Origin of the sequence: Lysobacter niastensis, assembly GCF_031457115.1 — a bacterium.
Lineage (GTDB): Bacteria > Pseudomonadota > Gammaproteobacteria > Xanthomonadales > Xanthomonadaceae > Lysobacter_J > Lysobacter_J niastensis_A.
Genome location: NZ_JAVDVY010000002.1, coordinates 383,912 through 401,614, shown reverse-complemented (window position 1 = coordinate 401,614; position 17,703 = coordinate 383,912). Strand labels below are relative to the sequence as shown.

Here is a 17,703-nt window from a genome sequence, read left to right as displayed (position 1 = left end):
AGAGGAGCTCTTAATAGTCATGCCAATAGATCAAGCCACGCTTGCATTGAACCGAGTCGAGACCCCTGAGTCGATACCTGTTCAAAGGATTGACGACCGTCGCTGGGAGGACATCATCAGATCTCTTCCAGGCCAACTACAGGTGCGCGCGCGCAATCGAAACAAGGTGTATCGAGACTTTGTGGAGGGCGTGTTGTGGGTGGTGAGCGAGGATCAGTGCTGGAGCGAACTTCCGAAACGCTTTGGCCGCTGGCGAGCGCTCTATGTGCGTTTCCTGCGTTGGAACAACCTTGGCATCTGGCGCGACGTCGCGGACGTAATAGGGCGTGACACGCTGATGGGAAGATCGCTATTGCAGCGCGTGGACCAGCATACGGCCGTTGTGCGTCGTCGGCAGCTCCGTAACGTGCGGCGCTGGATGTTGGAAGGCTAGCTAAGTTCCCCTGGTGCCACTGGTTCCTTGGGGCGTCGTCGGTTCGTGTTGAATCGTCGACAACTACGCCATGCCGCGGATGCCAGAGAATTTGCCAGACAACGGCCGCTCTTGCTCGCCACTATCGTTTGAGCGACTGCGTGCGCACTGATTGCGGTTGGCTAGGCACGCATCGTTGTCATTCTAATCGCGCGCGTGCTGTGGATGTCGCGAGCATTGACCGACTAAGCGTCGGTGATATGGTGGTTTAGGGGCCGCCGTCCAAGCGGCGACGCATCTCAGCTGCTGACTAACCCATCCAGGTCTAAGAGCATCTGTTCAAGTCTATCGACGAGTTGCGCAAGTCGATGATATTGCGCAACTGGATTGTCATCGTGACCGAGGGAAAGATCATCCAGGCTGGCGTTGTTGAGGAGCGCGAGTGCCCCTTCGATTCGGTGCGTCAGGTTTTGTTGCTCGTCAATCGACCCGGTCCGTATTGCCTTATTCAGGTCGGTGAGGTCGTGTCGGCAACTGTCGTGCAGATCTCGTAGAAGTTGATGGACCGTATACGGATCATCGTAGATGGTCAGGAGGTAGCCGATCTCTGGGCTGTGCTCGGCGAGCTTGGGCGTCGCCCGTGTTCCATGAGATGTGCCAAGCCAGGTGGCGAGTTTGTCCGAAAGCGTATCCAGTTGGACTGGCTTGGCAAGGAAGTCGTCCATTCCAGCTTCGCGGCACTGCGCAATCTGCTCTTTTGAGGTGCTCGCGGATAATGCGATAACCGGCAGGTGCTGCCTGCCGGGTTCCTCGCTAGCACGTATGCGCCTGGTCAGATGATAGCCGTCAAGATTCGGCATGTGGCAGTCGGTGAGCAGCAGATCGAACTGCGCCTCTGCCAACGCAGACAATGCCTGTTCACCATCTTCGACAAGTGTATATGGATACCCGAGTCGATCCAGTTGCCGCGCCAGCACGGATCGGTTGATCGGGTGATCCTCGGCGACCAGGATGTTCTCGCAATGCGTAAGCTCGGGCCGGCGTTTCGTTGGAATGGCAGTGGATGCGCCTGCGCGAAGCGCCGCTTGGCACGCATCGAGTACCGCATGCCATAGCTGCGGATTGCAGCGTAGCGTCACGCAGCCGTGCTCGACGGGGCGGTGAAGTTGAGGTGAGTCAATCAGGCGTATGCAACGCGACGAGAAAGGGGATGCGCCGCTTTCAGCCAAAAGGTCATCGACTACGAAGAGGTCGACATCCGCCTCAAGTTCGGCGAGGTCGTCCGCATCTGCCGATATCACGTTGAATCCGAGCGCAGAGAGGGCATTGGACAACTCACGTTCGCGCCACTCATCGACGGTGATCAGCGCCGCGGTCAGGCCGTCGAATGCTGGCTCCGGCACGATAGGGGAATCTACCTCAAGTTCGAGTTCAAAGGTTGCTCGCGTCCCCAAGGCGGGCTCGCTCTCCAGGAGCAGTTCTCCCCCCATCATTCGCGCAAGCTGGTGGCTGATGGTCAGCCCGAGGCCGGTGCCGCCATAGCGACGGGTGGTCGATGCTTCCGCCTGCGTGAACGGTTGGAAGAGGTGTGTCAGATGTTCCGCCGCGATGCCAATACCGGTGTCGACGACTGCAATGCGCAGGAGTTGCCGACCGCCATGCTCGCCAATCAGCTCGACATGCAATGCAACGTGGCCGCTGTCGGTGAACTTGAGGGCATTGCTGAGCAGATTGGTGATCACCTGCCGAATACGCATGGCGTCACCGCGCAGTTGCGAGGCCAGTCGCCAGTCGAGGATCGAGTAGAGACGCAGTCCCTTCTCGTGAGCGCCCGCGGCAAACAGGCCGATCACACTGTCGATAAGTGCGCGCATGTCGAACGGTGAATCTTCGAGCTCGACGCGGCCAGACTCGATGCGCGAGTAGTCGAGTATGTCGTCGAGGATCCTGAGCAGCGATCGCGCGGAGTCCTGTGCCATGGATACCATGTCGGCCTGATCGTGGTCCAGGCGCGTGCATGCGATCAGTTCGATCAGGCTCACGACACCGACCATGGGCGTGCGGATCTCGTGGCTCATCGTCGCCAGGAAGGCTCCCTTGGCGGCGGTGGCCGCATCGGCCAATAGCTTGGCCTCCGCGAGCGCCTCAGCTTGCGCGTGACTTTCCGTGACGTCGACCCAATAGCCGCTCCATTCCGCGCCACTATCATCCGTCCGGCGCGGAACACCCCCGGCAGTACGCAGCCAGCGCCATCCGCCTTCTGTGCGCACACGGAAGTCGAACGCCGGCATCGGCTGCAGCATGTCGGCAGCGCTCTGAACAAGGCGCTCGGTCAATGGCTGGTCGTCCGGGTGCAACCGGACGAACGCCGTTGGCTCGCTCATCAGCAACTGCTCCTGCGTCAGGCCGATAGTGGCGGCTAGATCACCGGCGGCGAAGGTAAACTCGCGTCTGCCGTCTGGGTGCACGTGCAGCTGGAATACCGCGGCAGGCAGAGCCTCGGTGATGTCGGATAGCCGTTGTTCCGAGGATCGCGCGCGAGCTTCAGCGGAACGGATGTCGCTTACATCGACCACTGTCCCCAGTAGCCCCGCAACTTCCCCCATCGGATCGTGGAAACTCCGCAGCCACAAGATGACGCTGTATGCATCGCCATTGGGCATCGGGATTTGGAGTTCGCGGCGTTCGTTGCGGTCGGTCTCGAGCGCGGCCATGTCGGCGCGGTGCAGCTCATCGGAATCAAGCGCAAGCACGTGCCGTGTTTGTGCGATCGTTTGGCCAATCAATGTACTGCGCGAGCAGTTGAACATTGTTTCATAGGCTTGATTGACCGACAGGTAGCGACCCTGTGTGTCCTTGACGAACACGGGGTACGGAATGGTCTCCAGAAGAGCCTGTTGGAATACAAGTTGCGACGCCAATGCGCGTTCGGCGGACGCTTGTGCGTGCGATGCGCGGCGCAGGCGAAGGTAAGCGAGCGTGATGGCACCGATCACGGCGAGCGTGGTCGCCAAGCCTGCCAGTACCAATCCCCACGGAACGCCGTAGCGATATTCGGTAGCCAGCCATCGGGCGCGAATTGTCCGTCGCTCGGCTTCCGGAAGGTTCGCCAGAACGCGATCCATCAATGGAAGCAACGCGTCGTGCTCGCGGCGAACGCCGATCGACAACTCGTGTTCAAATCCAACCGGGCCGACTACTCGCAGTTGGGCCGGGAAATGATTGCGAATCAAGGCGTCAACGGCCGGGAGCGTGCCAATGAACGCGTCGGCGCGTCCTTCGGCTACGTACGTCAATCCGGACTCATTGCTGACGACCGGCAGAAACCGTCCGTAGTCCACGAACGGGCGCAACCGGCGCATGAGCCCGGGCTCGTCCCGTATGGCGATCGTTCTTCCGGCAAGATCGCGTGCACTGACGATAGAAGATCCGTGAGCGCGGGCGACGATGACTTCCGGGAGTCGCTCATATGGACGACTGAACGCCATTTCGCTTTCGTCGAGATCGCCGGGCATCGCAGCTGCGATCAGGTCGATCTCATAGGCTCGCGCCATCCGCTGCAGGTCGTCCCAGTCGCGTGCTGGCACCATCTGCAACCGCAGCCCCAGTGCCTTGCGAAGAATCTCGACATAGTCTGATGCGACGCCAGCGGACTCGCCCTCGCCGTCGATGAAGCTGTAGGGGAAGCGGTCGACTTCGTAGCCCACACGCAGCACGGGTAAGCCGCTGAGCCAAGCGCGCTCCTTCGCACTGAGGTCGGCGGCTAGCGGAGCGGTGGGGGCCTCGTCCTGAATGCCCCAGCGCTGGCGCAGTTGGGTCAGCTCACTTGGTGCGACCGTCGCTTCGGCCTTGCGCAGGAGTCGAACCAGCATTGAATTGTCGCGGCGTACTGCCAAACCGATTCTGACGGGCGGGAGGTCGAGAGGTGAAAGCATGCGCACATCGTCGCGTGACCTACGCCTCAGCAGCGCGAGCGTGCGATAGGGAGTGATGCCTGCGTAAGCATCGGCCTCGCCATGCGCGACCATGTCCAGCGCCTGCCGTCCGTCGTCTGCGAACAGCAATTTAGCTACAGGGTAGTGTGCGGCCAGTTCGACCGACTGTTGGGCGAAGCGCCGCTCGATCACGATACGTGCCCGGGTCAGGTCATCGCCGTTGCGAAACACTGGATCGCCCTTGCGTGCAACCATCATCACTCTTCCGGTCAGAAAGGGGCGCAGCGGTAGGAAATGCGCTTGCCTGGCTTCGCCATGTCCGAGTAGCAGGTCGAACGGTGCGGAGCGTGATGAATCAGCAGACGCAACTGTTGCCAAATTCGTAAACGGATGGAATTCGAGACGCAACCCGACTCGTTCGGCGAGCACGCGCGCGTATTCAACGCCAAGTCCTGTGGGTTGGCCGCCTTCCCAGCTTTCAACGGGCGCATGATCGCCGGCCATAACCCCAACCTTCACCACTGGGTGCTCGCCGCGCCAATCGATCTCTTCCTGTGTAAGCGCCGGTGCGTTGGCGGGCTGTGCAGGCGCAAGATTCGCGAAGAGAACAGATAGCCAGAAGCCGAGAAATTGGCGTAGTGCCCGCGAAGTGAGTGTCGATCCGCGCACGCGTACCTGCCAGAGCAAAGTGCCAAATGCCTTGATCACAGACTAAGTGCATGTCGTTCGGTAGTCCATTGGTGTCAGATGCAGAGAGTCGAAAGTTATTTGAGGCACATCAAGCGAATCGCTGGTGGCGAGACAGAGTTTTTCTCGGTTTTACGTTGCGCCTTGGTGTGATCGAGATCAGAATTTGGGTGTGAAAAATGGCTGTGTAACGTGCCACTGATCTGTTTGATCAAGATCAGGATCGCCTTGGCCATGCACGTATATCCAAAACGCACGAGCTGCTGCGTCGATAGGGTGGCTATGCGGAGTGGCTGGCCCATTCGCGGGAAAAGCGGGGGCTATACGCTGGTGCAGTCGCGTGCGCGGCGAACAGGATTTCGCGGTATCAGGGCGCTTTGTGCGGCTCGCTGCGGGGAATGTGCATGAAGATCTACTGCTGATGCGCTTTGCATCGGCGGCATCTACGCTTGCAACGGAGGATGTCGGACCTGTATGCCACTAATGGAAACGGACTGCCTTGGGGAAGTCATGACGATGCGAATCATATTGGCAGACGACCATCCGATCATTGCCAATGGTGTCAGGCAATTCATTGAGCAGGAAAGCTCTCGAAAGATTGTCGCCATTGCCGCATCGACGGATGAGTTGATCAGTGTGCTTGAAGGCACACCGTGCGATCTACTGATTACAGACTTCAGCATGCCGGGCCGTGAAGTTCCAGATGGGCTGCCATTGTTAAGCAGGATTCGGAAATCGTGGCCAGGTCTCCCGATCATTGTCCTCACGCGAATATCGAATCCAGCGATTCTTCGCTCGATCCGGGATGTCGGAGTGCGTGGGCTCATCAGTAAGTCGGACGCGATGCCCGAGCTGTTGCAGGCGATCCATTCGGCGATGCGTGGGGGCGACTACCTGGGAAAGGCCACAAAAGCATTGCTCGAAACGGCAAGAGTCGGGCTGAAAACGGAGTCGTTGGCCGCACTATCTCCGCGCGAGGCCGAAGTTCTGAGGCTGCTTGCCTCGGGCATGAACATCAAGCAAATATCGAGGCGGCTCAATCGAAGTCCGAAAACCATCAGCAACCAGAAGTTGGCGGCGATGGACAAGCTTGGTATCAGGACTGATCTAGAAATATACGCGTACGTGTCGCAGCACGGCATGATGTCGTGATGTAGATCGGCTGCAAGGCTTGAGAGGAACTCGTCACTCCCAGGGGCTACCGGCACCGGGAGCTGGAGCCTGTTGAAGGGACTGGACCATCGACGAATCGCCCGGTGGACGTGCGTATAGATCTTCATGGTCTTCGGATTCCTATGACCACCAGGCCAATCCCCAGAATGAGCCGTGCCTTTCTCGAGAAATGTTCTTCTGGTGGCTGGCCCGCTGCGCCGTTGCCGCGCTGCAAGGGACGAGCCGCTGGGTGGCGCCTCGGCCCTTCTTCACGGCGAGAGTGGCAACGATTGTCAGAACTTCATGACATACGCCGCGCCGTAGACGATCGGGTCGATCGCCACGGTGCCCAGCTTTGCGCCATCGAGCGAGACGTCGGTATCGATGTCGATCCAACGTGCGTCGATGCGGATCGCGCCGCGCTGGCCAACCGCGAAGTCGACGCCTGCGTGCGCGGCCAAGCCCCAGGAGTCACCGAGCTTCAGCTTGCTGCCTTCGAGGGCGCCCCGGGTGTCCTCGCTGAAGAACGCGGTGTAGTTGATGCCGGCTCCCAAGAACGGCGAGACTCGGTCCTGTCCGTTGAAGTGGTACTGCAGCGAGACCGTCGGCGGCAACTGCTTCGTATCGCCGACCCGGCCCAGTCCGGCGATTTGGATGTCGTGCTGGAACGGCCATGCTGCGAGGACTTCTACGCCCAGCTTGTCGTGCACGAAGTACTCGACGGTCAAAGTGGGCTTGATGTCGCGATCGACGCCGACGTCGAGCGTCCCGCCGGCCACGCGGCCGTTGTCGGACTTGGGGTCGACGACGTGTACACCAGCGCCGAGGGTCCAGTCGCCCGCGGACTGTGCTGCGGCGGGCAGAGTGGCGGCGCCGAGAGCGATGGCGACGGCGTAGGAAAGCAGGGGCTTGTGCATGGCGGGGAGCCTCATGGGGAGAGGGCTCCAGTGTCGGCAGGGGCCGTCGAAGGCGCTTGATCATGATCAAATGCGATCAACGGCGGCCAGCCGGGTTACCAACGCCATCGAAGCCCACATCTGCCCGCAATTGCCTTGGCAGCAATGCGCAGGCAAATGGGCGCAGTTGTCCTCGCCCCGTCGTGACGATGGCGACGGCGAAGCGATGGATTGTCGCGTTCCCCGAATGCCCACCTGTCGCGACTTACCCGCTCGTGGCTTGACCCTCAGATCAGATCCGGGTCGCACAGCTCGCCACATTGGACTTGATTGGCCGTGATCGAATGCGCCGCATCAAACAAGGTGGCCTTGGTTGGTGGCGCGCGATACCAGCAGGTATCACCGCTCCTGAAGCCGGGCATGTTGCTCCGCATCGAGCTGGAATCGTGATGCTCGACAATGGATGGCTCAAGTTTCGACACATCGAATATCCGCATCACATTTCTCCTGAGAAATTGCGTCGGCTTCTGACAAATATCCGCAATTTCCGCCCTGGTGTTGCCGGGATCTGCAATGAGCATCTCACTGCTCAGGACTTTCGGCCTGATCTAATCGCCGCGCATTCAACCGGCTGAGACAAGTGCAAGGCAATCGAAAGATTGCCTCGCAAAGTCGCCGGTCAAGGGGACAACACGAGCGCGACCACTGCATTGCGGCCCGTTGCGGGGCTGCACGGGGTGCTGCGTCTTCGTGGCCAGGGAACTGTGAGGGGGATTGCATGAAGAAGATTTTCCCGTGGGTGGCTATGCCGTTCCTGCTTGCCGTTGCCTGCACGCCGGCGTGGGCGCAGGACGGTTATCGCGAGCAGATGAAGGGCCTGGACGAGCAGGTGCAGGAGGTCAAGTCCGACGCTCTGTCCATCGCAGCCGAGCTCAGCCAGCTTGAAGAGAAGCTGCTGTACCCGTCAGACACCCACTTCGCGATCTTCGTGCAGCTCGCCAAGGGCGACACGCTGCGCCTGGATTCCGTGGACGTGCAGGTCGATGGCCAGCCGGCGGCGCACTACATCTACAGCTTCAAGGAGCTCGAAGCCCTGCAGAAGGGAGGTGTGCAACGCCTGTACACCGGCAACATCGCCGGTGGGCAGCACCAGATCGCGGTGACGGTGAGCGGCAAACTCGCCAATGGCCAGGAGTACAGCCGCAGCGACACGGTCGCGTTCACCAAGGAGGTCAAGCCCAAGCTGATTGGCCTGGCCGTGTCCGGCGATTCGATCAGCGTCACGGATTGGTAAGAGCGATGCGGTTCGCGTCCATCATCGTGTTGGGATTTGCCCTGGTCGTGCTCCCGGGGGTTCGCCCCTGCATGGCCGCCGATGCGAAGCCGGACGCGGGTGCGCAGGATCCCTACTTCGGCGAAGCGTTGTTCAACGCCTACCAGGGACGCTGGTTCGAGGCGTTGCAGCGGCTCGACAGCGAGTTGGCCCAGCACTACCGCGTGGACGAACAGACGCTGGACTCCCTGTACCCGCTGATCGGTCACGCCGAGTTCTCGGTCGGCGATTTTGAGCTGAACTACCGCATGCACCTTCGGGCCGGGCGCGCGATCAAGGCGGTACTGGAGGCGGACGTGGACGATCTGGTGCGCAATGAGGCGGCCTTCCGCCTGGCGCGCATCCACTTCCAGAAGGGCCAGCCGCAGGATGCGATGCATGCGCTGGAGCGCATCCGCGGGGAGGTGCCTGAGGACATCCGCGACGAGATCGAGTTCCTGCGCGCCAACGTCTACCTCGCCATGGGCCAGCCTGCCGAAGCGGCGGCCGTATTGAAGAAGCTGCAGGGCGCGGAGGGGCTGGAGGGTTTTGCCGGATACAACTACGGCATTGCGCTGCTGCAGGACGGCAAGACGAGCGAAGGCCAGCAGCAGTTGGCGAGGGCCGGCGAGCCCAGTCGCAACGATTCGACGGCCGTCGTCGGGATCCGCGACAAGGCCAACATGGTGCTTGGGCGGTTGATGCTCGAGTCCAACGATTTCGGCAATGCACAGCGCTACTTCGATCGGGTCAGCCTCGAAGGGCCGTATTCCGACCAGGCGTTGCTCAGTGCCGGCTGGGCCGATGCGATGGCCGGAAATTATGAGCGCGCGCTCGTGCCGTGGAAGATCCTGGCCGCGCGCGACGCCACCGACAGTGCGGTGCAGGAGGCGAAGCTGGCGTTGCCCCATGCCTACGCCAAGATGAAGTTGCACGGCCGCGCAGCGGTTCTGTACGACGAAGCATTGACCTCCTTCGGGGCAGAGCTGGAGAAGCTGGACGCATCGACGCGCAGCGTGCGCGACGGCTACTTCCTCAAAGCGCTGGTGCGCGAGGAGGTCAATCAGGACGCGTTGTGGGTGGTGAAGCTCCGCGAGCTTCCGGACGCACCCGAAACGTTCTACCTGACCAAGCTGATGGCCTCGCACGACTTCCAGACGGCGTTGCAGAATTATCTCGATCTCGAAGACCTGCGCCGCAAGCTGGAGTCCTGGCAGACCAGCTTTGATGCCTATGACGACCTGATCCGCCAGCGCAGGGATTACTACGAGCCGTTGTTGCCCGGGATCGACGCGCAGTTCCGCGAACTGGATGCGCAGTACAAGCTTCGACGGGAGCAGCGCAACCTCCTGGCGCGACGCCTCAATGACCAGCTGACCGCGCCGAGGCCGGAGCTGCTTGCGACGGCTGACGAGCGCATCGCGCTTGATCGCATCCACGCGACGGAAGCGGCCGTCGCGCGCCTTCCTCAAGCGAACCGAAGCGAGCACGCGCAGCGGCTCGAGCGTCTGCGCGGCGTGATTACCTGGCAGTTGCGCACAGAATATGCGGATCGACTGACCGTGGCACATGAGCATCTGGAGGAGCTGGACGCGGACCTCGCCTCGCTGCAGGACCGTTACCAGGCCTTCGTCCGTGCGCGGCAGGCGAGCGTGCACAGTTACACCGGTTACGACGACGGCATCCGGGACCAGCGCAACCGCGTGCGCGATTCGCTGCAACGTGTGGGCCAGTTGCAGGAGCAGCAGGGCTCCCTGATCGAGGCGGTGGCCATCACCGAACTCACCGCGCGCACGGAGCGCCTGAAGGCGTACCAGACCCAGGCGCGCTATGCCGTTGCGGACAGCTATGACCGCGCCAGTCAGGCGCAGGGCGGGGCTGCGTCGCCGGACGCACCGGCCGGGGAGGGCAAATGAGGTTTCGTCTTCGCCATGGCGTGGTGGCGGTGCAGCTCGCGCTGCTGGCGGCTTGCGCCCATACCGAACGGGCCGGCACCCTGGCCTCTTTGCGCAAAGTGCAACCGGATACCACGGATGTCCGCGTCGACAACGGCCTGGAAAAGGCCGTGGACGGGTACCGCCACTTCCTGCAGGAAACCCCGGCCAGCGAGCTGACGCCAGAGGCGATGCGCCGCCTCGCCGACCTGCAGTTGGAAAAGGAATACGGCGTTCGCGGCACGACCGCGATCGTGGTGGATCGCGTGCCCACGTCGACGTCCGCCGCGACGTCCGCGACGGTCGCGCCGGCTGCCGGGTCGTCGAAGTTGGTGCAGTTGGCCGCGCCTGAAGCGGTCACGAAGATCTCCGCGGTCGCCAGGTCCTCGGACAAGGGCGCCGCAGCCGGCGCCGGTGCGCCTGCCGACATCGAGCGGCAGATCGAGCAGCGCGCAGCGCAGGGGCAGGCCATCGCCACCGCGGCCACCGCCGGTGTCGCATCGGCGGAGTCCGGCCCGCTCGAGTCGATCCAGCTGTACGACAAGTTGCTCGCCGAGTTCCCGAACTACGCTTACCGCGACCAGGTGCTTTACCAGAAGGCCCGTGCCTATGACGAGCTTGGTCGGCCCGACGACGCGATGGCGGTGATGGAGCAGCTCGTCACCACAGACCCGGATTCCAAGCTCGTCGACGAAGTGCAGTTCCGCCGGGGTGAGAGCTTCTTCGCCCAGCGCAAGTACCGTGATGCCGAGAACGCCTACCAGAGCGTCGCGGCCAAGGGGGCGGCGTCGGAGTTCTACGAGCCCGCACTTTTCAAGCTTGGCTGGTCGTTCTACAAGCAGGGTGCGTTCGAGGAGGCGTTGCACCGGTATTTCGCCCTGATCGATCACAAGGTGGCCAAGGGCTACGTCCTGGGCGCGAAGCACACGGCGGCCGAGGATCGCCGCGTCGAGGACACCTTCAATGTCATCGCGCTGTCCTTCTCCAACCTCGGCGGGCCGGAGGCCATTGGCGAGTATTTCGCCGGGTTTGGCCACCGCCCCTACGAGGACCACGCGTATCGCTACCTGGGCGAGTTCTACCTGTCCAAGCAGCGATACCAGGACGCTGCCACGGTCTACAAGGACTTCGTCGGGCTCTATCCGTTCCATGCCGCGTCGCCGGACTTCGGCCTGCGCATCATCGGCATCTACGAGACAGGCGGCTTCCCGCAACTCGTGGTGGAGGCAAAGCGAGAGTTTGCATCCAACTACGGCCTGAAGGCCGAGTACTGGAAGCACCAGCCCATCGGTGAGCGGCCGGAGGTGGTGGCAGCCGTCAAGTCCAACCTGATGGACCTGGCGAACTACTACCACGCGCGCTACCAGGACCCGAGCCTGGCCAAGGAGAAGCAGCAGAGTTTCGCCGAAGCCGCACGCTGGTATGGCGACTTCCTCGATTCCTTCCACGACGACCCGGCGGCACCCGGGGCGAACTACCAGTTCGCGGACCTGCTGCGTGAAAACGGCGACTTCCGCGGTGCGGCGACGCAGTACGAGCGCACCGCCTACGGGTATCCGGCCCACGAGAAGGCCGCCGCTGCCGGTTACGCGGCGATCTTCGCGCACCGCGAGAACCTCAAGGTGGTAGCTGCATCGCAGGAGAATGAGGCCAGGCGCGCAACCGTGGACAGCTCGCTGCGCTTTTCCGACACATTCCCCCAGCACGAGCAGGCACCGATCGTGCTCGTGGCCGCGGCGCAGGATTTGTACGACCTGAAGGACTACGCCGCCGCGCGTAATGCCGGACGCAAACTGCTGGAAAAATTCACGTCCGCGACGCGGGAACTGCAGCGCACGGCGTGGACGGTGGTGGCGCACTCGTCCTTCGAGTTGGCGGAGTTCCCGGTGGCAGAGCAGGCCTACGTGCAGGTTCTGGCAGCGACGCCGGCAGGCGATGGGTCCCGCCCCGACCTGGTCGAGAACCTCGCGGCTTCGATCTACAAGCAGGGCGAGGCGGCCAATGCCGCAGGCGATTACCGCACCGCCGCAAACCACTTCCTGCGCATCAAGGAAGCGGCGCCGTCCTCGAAGATCCGTGCCGGCGCCCAGTACGACGCGGGCGCTGCGCTGATGCGCTTGCAGGACTGGAAGGCCGCTGCTCAGGTATTGGACGAGTTCCGTCGCGACAATCCGACCCACGAGCTGGTGAAGGACGCGACCAAACAGATCGCCAACGCCTTCCAGCAGGCCGGCGACCTTGGCGGTGCGGCCGGCGAATACGAGCGTGTCGCCAACGAGGCCACCGATCCGGCACTGCGCGCAGAGGCGCTGCTGTTGGCGGGTAAGCTGCACGAAGATGCGAAGGACATGGATCGCGCGCTGGCGGTTTACACCCGCTACGTCAGCGAGTTCCCCAAGCCCCTCGGCGACGCGCTGGAAGCGCATCAGCGCATGGCGGAGATCCACAAGGCGCGTGGCAATGATGCGCGCTACCGCGCCGAACTGGAGAGCGTGGTGCAGGCCGACGCCAGGGCCGGGGCCGAGCGCACCAGTCGCACGCGCACGCTGGCCGGACGCGCCGCCCTGGTGCTTGTTGAGCCGCTGTATGGCCGCTTCGCGTCGATCGAACTCAAGCAGCCGTTCGAGAAGAGCATGGCTGCCAAGCAGAAGGCGATGTCGGAGGCCATCAAGGGCTTCAACACGCTGGTGCCCTACGAAGTGGCCGATGTCACTGCCGCCGCCACCTTCTACATGGCGCAGGTGTACGCCAGCTTCAGTCGATCGCTCAACGAATCCGAACGGCCGACCGGCCTCGATGGCACCGACCTGCAGGACTACAACGACCAGCTCGACGAAATGGCGTTCCCGTTCGAGGAAAAGGCCATCGGCCTGCACGAGAAGAACATCGAGCTGATGGCGGCTGGCGTTCACAGCCCCTGGATCGAGAAGAGCCTGGTGAGCCTGGCCCAGTTGGTGCCGGCCCGCTATGCGCGTCCCGAGGCGAGCAGTGGCTTCCTCGCCCAGGCGGATCGATACGAGTACATCCGGCCAGCGGCGCAGGTTGCGCAAGCCGCGCCTGCCCAGGCAGCGCCTGCCGAGGCGGATGGAACCAGCACCGTCGAAAGCGCTGCGCCTGCCACCCCTGTCAACAACGGAGACGCCGATGTCAGCGGGCAATAAACACAACTACCGACGGGCAGTTCGCCACGCCGCTCGCCTCGGCGCGCTATTGCTGGTCTACGTTGCGGCCACGGCCATGGCGGCGCGCAAGGAGTCCGCTGGCGTGCAAGTGACCGACACCGGGTTCACCATCGTGGAGTCAGCCAAGATCGATGGCGCAACACGCTCCGACTATGCCCGTGCAGCTGGCCTGCTCGCCCAGGAGCGCTATGCCGACGGCATCGCCCTGTTGCAGTCGATTACGGCGAAGCAGCCCAAGCTGACCGCCGCTTACGTGGACCTGGGCATCGCGTACGCCAAGACCAATGAGTTGGACCAGGCCGAGGCGAGCCTGAAGCAAGCGCTCGAACTGCAACCAAAGCATCCGATCGCCTGGAACGAACTGGGCCTGGTACAGCGCCGGCAAGGCAAGTTGGGCGAGGCGCGCGCTTCCTACGAGAAGTCGCTTGCCGCCGCGCCGGGGTTCCATTTTGCAAGGCTCAACCTTGCGGTGCTTTGCGACTTGTACATCGCGGACGCCGCCTGCGCGCTCGACAACTACCTCATCTACCAGCAGGCCGTCCCTGACGACAAGCAGGTGGCCGGTTGGATCGCCAACGCCCGTGCTCGGGCCGATAAGGGGGTGAAGTGATGCTGCGCGCAACCGTGTGCATGTGTTTGTCGCTGGTGACGATGGCGGCGTTCGCCGCCGAGCCCGCGCCGCACAAGGCCAAGAGCGAACCTCAAGCCACCACGACCGGCGCAGCAAAACAGGAGGTCGCGCCCGGGGTCGATGTGGTGTTGTCCGGCTTGTCCATCGTCGGCAATGACGAGACGCCAAAGGAACTGGTCATCGTGCCCTGGAAGAGCTCGCAGCTGGCCGATGCGCCGGGTATATCGCGCCTGCTCGACGACAGCACGCAGCCTGTCGACAAGGACGTGTTCATGCGCGAGCTCGCGTTCTACGGACTCAGATCTTCCGACGCGGACGACGACTGAGTCGACGCTTCAACCACGTTTTTTTCCGCATCTCCAACGAATTTCCAGTGAGGGCAGTGACATGGGTTTCTTTCATTCGATAGCGCAGTTCTTCGAGGCCGGCGGCAAGATGATGTTGCCGATTCTGCTCATCGGCCTGGTCGGCCTGGCCATCGCCATCGAGCGCTGGGTGACCATCGCCCGCGCGCAGGCGCAGACCAAGCGCATGTGGGCGCGGGTCGAGCCCTCGCTGGGCGAAGGCGACTTCGACAAGGCCCGCGAGATTGTCGGCGCGGACAACACGCCGCTGGGCCGGCTGCTCGGCGCCGGCCTGGCCATGCAGGGAGCGGTTCGCCGTCGCGATGACGTCGAGAAGGCCATGCAGGAAGGCATCATGGAAATCGTGCCGCGCCTGGAAAAGCGGACGCACTACCTCGGCACCTTCGCAAACCTCGCGACCTTGGTCGGCCTGCTCGGCACCGTCTCCGGCCTCATCGGCGCGTTCAGTGCCGTGGCGACGGCCAACCCGGCGGAGAAGGCCAACATGCTGTCGGCCAGCATCTCCGAGGCGATGAACTGCACGGCGTTCGGTCTCGGCACCGCGGTGCCGCTGTTGTTCCTGCATGCCTTCCTGACTTCGAGGACGCAGAACCTGGTCGAGAGCCTGGAGATGGCCGCGATCAAGTACCTGAACGTTCTTTCGCTGCGCACGAGTCGCGCCGCCCAGCAGGCCACGGTCCAGAACATCCGGGCAGCCTGAGAACAAGGACAGGAGAAACACCATGGGCCTGATGCCACGTCGCAAGCCGCCGGCAAAGCCGGTCGAGCTGATGCTCGTGCCGATGATCGACATCTTCAGCGTGATGATCACCTTTCTGCTGATGACGGCGGTGTTCTCGCGCATTTCGATCATCCAGCTCGACCTGCCGAGCGCCGCCGGCGGCGCACCCACGGAGCCCGCCTTCCGCCTTGAAGTGATGGTGCGCAAGGAGGGCCTGGAGCTGACCAATGGTCGCGACACGATTGCGGCGTTGCCCGTGGAGAACGGGGCCTATCCGCTCAAGCAACTGACGCTGCTCGCCGCCAATCTCAAGGGCCAGCATGTGGAAGTCGATACGGCCTCGGTGCTGATGGCTCCGGACGTGGCGTACGACCACCTGGTGCAGGTGATGGACGCCATCCGGAGCACGGACGCGACCACTGCTGCCAGCAATGGGTTCACTGGCACGCCCGATGAGCGCGGCCGCATTTCAATGTTCCCGAAGATCGCCGTGGGAGATGCACCATGAGGATGTCGCTGAACCCGTTCCGTGGCGCGCGCAAGAAGCACGAAGATCCGCAGCTCAACCTGATCCCCATGATCGACATCATGTCGGTGATGGTGGCGTTCCTGTTGATCTACTCGACCGAAGTCGAAGTGGTCCAGAACGCCAAGGGTGTGGAGATCCCGCTATCCACCGCCGAGGCCAAGCCCGCCGAGACGGTGGTGGTGACGATCACCAGGGACATGCTGCTTGTGCAGGGCGATGCTATCGCCACGATGGACGAGATCCGCGACCCAAAGGCTGCGCTGATCGAGCCGTTGCGCGAGTACCTCTCGCGTCCATTGACCACCAGGAGCGGCGCCGCCCAACAGTCTGCGCTCGCCCATCGCGAGATCACCGTGCTGGCCGACAGGGGCTTGCCCTACGAGGTGATCCGCAAGGTGATGACGACCTGCACGGCGGCCGCCTACGACAAGTTGTCGCTCGCCGTGCTCGAGCAGGGCGGTAGCGCGCCGAACGGCGGCTGAGGCAGGACACGTGACCGATACCAACACCATGGAACCCGAAACCATCCAGGACGCCAATGCCCCGGGTTCGCTCGACGAGCGGATTGCGCAGGCGCGTGCGCGACTCGATGAACTTGCGCGCGATCTCGCCGCTATCGATGACGAGCTCGAAACCTTCGCTGGCGAACGCGTCCGGCACAAGTTGCTCGAACAGGCGTGCCACGCGCTGGAGGAGCTGAACCACGCGGGCGGCGCAGACCTGTTCTGGCGCGGTCTTGCCGGGAACGGCGAGTCGGCCGGGCACATTGCCCGTGCGCGCGGCCGCACCGAGTCCTTGCGTGCCCGCATCGACGAAATCGAGACGCGCCGCAGCGACATGGTGGGGAGGATAGGCGAGCAGAACGAACAGCTTTTCCTGCTCGAGGACGAAGCGTTCGAGCATCAGGAGGAAATGGAGCGCCAACGCAATGAATGGATCGTCGAGCGCGAGCTCCAGGCCGATCGCGTTCGCCCGCACCTCATGTTGTGGATGCGCGGGGAGGAGGATCAGCGTTCGCGCAAGGGTCTGGTCATCGCGCTGTGCGTCTGGCTGGTATTCGCCCTCGTTTTTCCTTTCATCAAGATTCCCGAGAGGCCCGTGCTCGCGGCCGAGAAGTTGCCGGAGCGCGTGGTCACCGTCATTCCGGAGGCCAGGAAGCTGGAGCAGGCGCCGCCACCGCCGCCGGAGCTCACCCGGCCGGTTGAAAGGAAGGTCGAGCGCAAGCCGACGCCGACCCGGGCCACGGCGAAGGTCGAACCGCGGCCTGTGCCGACACCGCAGCCCACGGCCAAGCCGCAGGGCATCCTGGCATTCAAGAACAGCCTGGCCGTCGACGACATGCCCGCGGTGGCCGAGCTCGGCAAGGCGGCCAAGCTCAGTAACGACACCGGCGCGGCGCGTCCGGAGCGCGCCATGCTGACCAGCAACGCGCCGGGTGGCAGCAGTGGCATCAACCTCTCCTCGGAGAGTCGCAGCTTCGGCAAGGGCGGCGGCGGTGAGCGGGCCGCCATCAAGGGCGTCGCAACGACCAGGGCCACGAGCGGAATCAACGCGATCGCCGCCGCAGACACCGCCGCCAATGGTGCTGCGCGGCGCGGGGGGCGCTCCGACGAGGAGATCCAGATCGTCTTCGATCGCCACAAGTCCGCGTTGTACCGGCTCTACCAACGCGAGCTGCGCAACGACGCGACATTGCAGGGCAAGGTCATCCTGCGCCTGACCATCGAGCCGGACGGCAGCGTGTCGATGGCCCAGGTGAAGTCCTCGGAAATGGATGCGCCCGGCCTGACCGCGGACATCGTGGCGCGCGTGAGGGGCTTCAACTTCGGCGCGAAGGACGTGCCGGCGGTAACGATCGTGTATCCGATGAACTTCCTGCCGGCAGGTTGATGACATGGCGTCGCATCGCGACGCATCAAGGCAACACGCTCTAGGCAACAAGCAACA

At 63.0% G+C, this 17,703-nt stretch carries 15 protein-coding genes; 11 read left to right on the top strand and 4 right to left on the bottom strand.

What is annotated here, in order from left to right:
* Positions 1 to 19 precede the first annotated feature (19 nt).
* On the top strand, positions 20 to 433 hold the full coding sequence (locus J2X06_RS11005) for a transposase (protein WP_310062269.1): 414 nt from the start codon (positions 20 to 22) through the stop codon (positions 431 to 433).
* 278 nt (positions 434 to 711) lie between these two features.
* On the opposite strand, the gene J2X06_RS11000 is transcribed toward J2X06_RS11005, so the two are convergent.
* The gene (locus J2X06_RS11000) at positions 712 to 5,055 is read right to left on the bottom strand and encodes an ATP-binding protein (protein ID WP_310062267.1); all 4,344 of its coding nucleotides are present in this window, start codon (positions 5,053 to 5,055) and stop codon (positions 712 to 714) included.
* Between the two features lie 56 nt (positions 5,056 to 5,111).
* Positions 5,112 to 5,270, bottom strand: coding sequence for a hypothetical protein (locus J2X06_RS10995; protein ID WP_310062265.1), 159 nt, complete (start codon positions 5,268 to 5,270; stop codon positions 5,112 to 5,114).
* Between the two features lie 274 nt (positions 5,271 to 5,544).
* Here J2X06_RS10995 and J2X06_RS10990 point away from each other — a divergent pair, with 274 nt between their 5' ends.
* Complete coding sequence (locus J2X06_RS10990) at positions 5,545 to 6,186, top strand: response regulator transcription factor (RefSeq protein WP_310062262.1); 642 nt, start codon at positions 5,545 to 5,547, stop codon at positions 6,184 to 6,186.
* 293 nt (positions 6,187 to 6,479) lie between these two features.
* On the opposite strand, the gene J2X06_RS10985 is transcribed toward J2X06_RS10990, so the two are convergent.
* Together J2X06_RS10985 and J2X06_RS10980 are read right to left on the bottom strand one after the other, a co-directional pair.
* A complete protein-coding gene (locus J2X06_RS10985; protein WP_310062260.1) occupies positions 6,480 to 7,103 on the bottom strand; it encodes an OmpW/AlkL family protein in 624 nt (207 codons plus the stop codon).
* A 266-nt stretch (positions 7,104 to 7,369) separates the two neighbouring features.
* A complete protein-coding gene (locus tag J2X06_RS10980) occupies positions 7,370 to 7,663 on the bottom strand; it encodes a hypothetical protein (RefSeq protein ID WP_310062258.1) in 294 nt (97 codons plus the stop codon).
* Positions 7,664 to 7,860: 197 nt separating this feature from the next.
* On the opposite strand from J2X06_RS10980, the gene J2X06_RS10975 reads away from it, so the two are divergent.
* The 9 genes from J2X06_RS10975 (at position 7,861) to J2X06_RS10935 (ending at position 17,646) form a co-directional block, all read left to right on the top strand.
* The gene (locus J2X06_RS10975) at positions 7,861 to 8,376 is read left to right on the top strand and encodes a hypothetical protein (protein ID WP_310062256.1); all 516 of its coding nucleotides are present in this window, start codon (positions 7,861 to 7,863) and stop codon (positions 8,374 to 8,376) included.
* A gap of 5 nt (positions 8,377 to 8,381) precedes the next feature.
* Entirely contained in the window at positions 8,382 to 10,310 is a 1,929-nt protein-coding gene (locus tag J2X06_RS10970; RefSeq protein ID WP_310062255.1) for a tetratricopeptide repeat protein, read from the top strand.
* Positions 10,307 to 13,489: a tetratricopeptide repeat protein gene (locus tag J2X06_RS10965; protein WP_310062253.1), complete on the top strand. Its 3,183-nt coding sequence runs from the start codon at positions 10,307 to 10,309 to the stop codon at positions 13,487 to 13,489. Before J2X06_RS10970 ends, J2X06_RS10965 begins: the two co-directional genes overlap by 4 nt.
* Before the next feature lie 76 nt (positions 13,490 to 13,565).
* Positions 13,566 to 14,120, top strand: coding sequence for a tetratricopeptide repeat protein (locus J2X06_RS10960; protein WP_310062251.1), 555 nt, complete (start codon positions 13,566 to 13,568; stop codon positions 14,118 to 14,120).
* Positions 14,120 to 14,467 carry a hypothetical protein gene (locus tag J2X06_RS10955; protein WP_310062248.1) on the top strand — a complete coding sequence of 116 codons (348 nt, stop codon included), beginning with the start codon at positions 14,120 to 14,122 and terminating at the stop codon, positions 14,465 to 14,467. The genes J2X06_RS10960 and J2X06_RS10955 overlap by 1 nt, the downstream gene beginning before the upstream one ends.
* 61 nt (positions 14,468 to 14,528) lie before the next feature.
* Positions 14,529 to 15,206: a MotA/TolQ/ExbB proton channel family protein gene (locus tag J2X06_RS10950; protein WP_310062245.1), complete on the top strand. Its 678-nt coding sequence runs from the start codon at positions 14,529 to 14,531 to the stop codon at positions 15,204 to 15,206.
* A 22-nt stretch (positions 15,207 to 15,228) separates the two neighbouring features.
* Entirely contained in the window at positions 15,229 to 15,735 is a 507-nt protein-coding gene (locus J2X06_RS10945; RefSeq protein ID WP_310062243.1) for an ExbD/TolR family protein, read from the top strand.
* On the top strand, positions 15,732 to 16,238 hold the full coding sequence (locus tag J2X06_RS10940) for an ExbD/TolR family protein (protein WP_310062239.1): 507 nt from the start codon (positions 15,732 to 15,734) through the stop codon (positions 16,236 to 16,238). The genes J2X06_RS10945 and J2X06_RS10940 overlap by 4 nt, the downstream gene beginning before the upstream one ends.
* A gap of 10 nt (positions 16,239 to 16,248) precedes the next feature.
* The gene (locus J2X06_RS10935; protein ID WP_310062236.1) at positions 16,249 to 17,646 is read left to right on the top strand and encodes an AgmX/PglI C-terminal domain-containing protein; all 1,398 of its coding nucleotides are present in this window, start codon (positions 16,249 to 16,251) and stop codon (positions 17,644 to 17,646) included.
* The last annotated feature ends 57 nt before the right edge of the window (positions 17,647 to 17,703 follow it).